This is a genomic window from Prevotella sp. HJM029 (assembly GCF_000599605.1).
In the GTDB taxonomy this organism is placed as follows: domain Bacteria; phylum Bacteroidota; class Bacteroidia; order Bacteroidales; family Bacteroidaceae; genus Prevotella.
Genome location: NZ_KK082663.1, coordinates 14,750 through 17,031, shown reverse-complemented (window position 1 = coordinate 17,031; position 2,282 = coordinate 14,750). Strand labels below are relative to the sequence as shown.

The 2,282-nt window shown below is 47.4% G+C and carries 1 protein-coding gene; it reads right to left on the bottom strand.

Annotation, left to right across the window (positions count from 1 at the left end):
* Positions 1-370: 370 nt before the first annotated feature.
* Positions 371-1,849, bottom strand: coding sequence for a Do family serine endopeptidase (locus X919_RS0108045; RefSeq protein ID WP_028899674.1), 1,479 nt, complete (start codon positions 1,847-1,849; stop codon positions 371-373).
* Positions 1,850-2,282 lie beyond the last annotated feature (433 nt).

Here is a 2,282-nt window from a genome sequence, read left to right as displayed (position 1 = left end):
AACCAAAGCAAAATATCGGCGGCGAGCCCCTCGCTTACGATAACTGAAGCAAAATATCGGCGGCGAGCCCCTCGCTCACGATAACTGAAGCAAAATATCGGCGGCGAGACCCTCGCTCACGATAACTGAAGCAAAATATTGGCGGCGAGCCCCTCGCTCACGATAACCGAAGTAAAATATCGGCGGCGAGCCCCTCGCCGATAAGCTTTTTGTTGCTTAGCAGATTAGAATGGGGTGCTACGCGTTCACAGAAAAAGGCAGCTCCATTGGAACTGCCCTTTTCTATATTTATCAAATTTAAATATCTCGAATAAATTGAATCAGCAATAAAGTTGTTTCATATCGAGAGATTGACTACTTGATAATCGCGTCATTCAGAAATCTTCACTACTTTATAATCGCGTTTGCCCGTGGGCCAAATGCCTTTCACAATCAGCACGGGGTCTTGGCTGGTCGACGCGCTCTTCACAAGCTCCTGCAAATCGTTAAGCGTTTTGAGGGGCGTGTCGTTGGCATATTGCATAATGAAACCAGTGTCGATGCCGCTGTCTTTGATTGCACCTTTGCCCACTTTCGTCACTTCCAAACCAACGTTGATGTTGAATTCTTTCTTCTGTTGCTCGGTCACTGGACGGAAACTTGCGCCTAACACATCGAGGTCGGCTGTCTTAATGACTTTGGTGTTGCCCTGTGCATTTTTCAATACAACCGACTTGCTGTGCTTTGCTTTGTTGTGCAAATAGGTGAGATTTACTTGTTCGCCCGGACGTTTCTTAGACAGCAGTTCCTGTAGCTCCGACATCTTCGTCACTTTCTTGCCGTCAACTGCCACAATCACGTCGCCTTTCTTGATGCCAGCAGCCTCAGCCGAACTACCTTCGACCACTTCTGCCACATAAACTCCTTCGTTGGTACCCAAGTCAACCTCTTTCTTTTCTTCTTTTTGCGCGTTGATGTAGTTCAGCACATCGCCCCCACGGATGCCCAACACAGCACGTTGCACGGTGCCATATTGCTTGAGGTCTTCTACCACTTTGGTCATGATGGTTGTAGGGATAGCGAAACCATAGCCGCTATAAGCGCCTGTTTGCGAATAGAGCATGGCGTTGATGCCCACCAATTCGCCTTGCGCATTAACCAAGGCGCCACCCGAGTTACCAGGATTGATGGCTGCATCGGTTTGAATGAAGCTCGAAATCTGCGGGCCATTGCCACCGTCGCCACCCATGGAGCGCGCCTTGGCACTCACGATTCCTGCTGTGACAGTAGAACTGAGGTTGTAGGGGTTGCCCACAGCCAGAACCCATTCACCCACCTTCAGTTTGTCGCTGTCGCCAATGGGCAGTGTGGGTAGGTTCTTGCCATTGATTTTGATGAGCGCTAAATCGGTTTGTGGGTCGGTACCGATGATGCGTGCAGAATATTCGCGGTTGTCGTTGAGCGTCACGGTGAGCTCATCGGCACCATTTACCACGTGGTTATTGGTTACGATGTAGCCATCGCTGCTGATGATAACACCGCTGCCCGTAGCCTCCTTTTTCGGTGTTTGCACTTTGCGGCGCTGCGAACCTCCGCCTTGATTGGGATTGCCAAAGAAGCCAAAGGGATCGAAGAAACCTCCAAAGGGGTCGTCATCGGTCTCAACGGTTTGTACTTTTGAATTTTGCACAAACTTGATGTGCACCACTGCGGGAAGTGCTTTCTCGGCCGCATAGGTTAAATCAATGGGCTGTCCTTGAGCTACAGCTGCAACCTCGGGTGCCGCATTTGCTTTGATGAATGCGCTTGTGGAGAGACCTAAAGCCGCTACGCACAGGGCGCTGAAAAGATATTTACTATTCATTCTCATAACAATGTAAATTTAATATTTCAACACTTTGTTTTTATTTCTATTTGGTTGCAAATATACAACCAAAATCGTTTATCAGAGTTGATTTCCTTAAATCTTTATTCGAATTTAACACTTTTAGTTAATGGTTTAACTCATCTTAAACGTAAAAATGTGCTGATGACAGTCGTTGGAGGCCATGCCGCCGCATTTTCGGTCATCGTTGTTGTTGTTGTTGTCGCCTTCCCCATTTTCTCCGATGGTGCAGTGCCGATGGTCACCGGTGTTTGATTATATTCGTGCCAACCGGAGTAAGTGGCAGTAGCGATGAAATTGCAGCTACAATCACTTTTTCTATCCAAGATTTTGCACTTTCGCTAAAAGTTTATACCTTCGCACCCGATATTCGTTTTCAAAGCAACAAGAATGAATAGAATAGCAACAAAATATAGTG

Bases quoted from the DNA above. Each gene is read 5' to 3' on its own strand.
- X919_RS0108045 (WP_028899674.1), bottom strand. From the start codon at position 1,849: ATGAGAATGAATAGTAAATATCTTTTCAGCGCCCTGTGCGTAGCGGCT.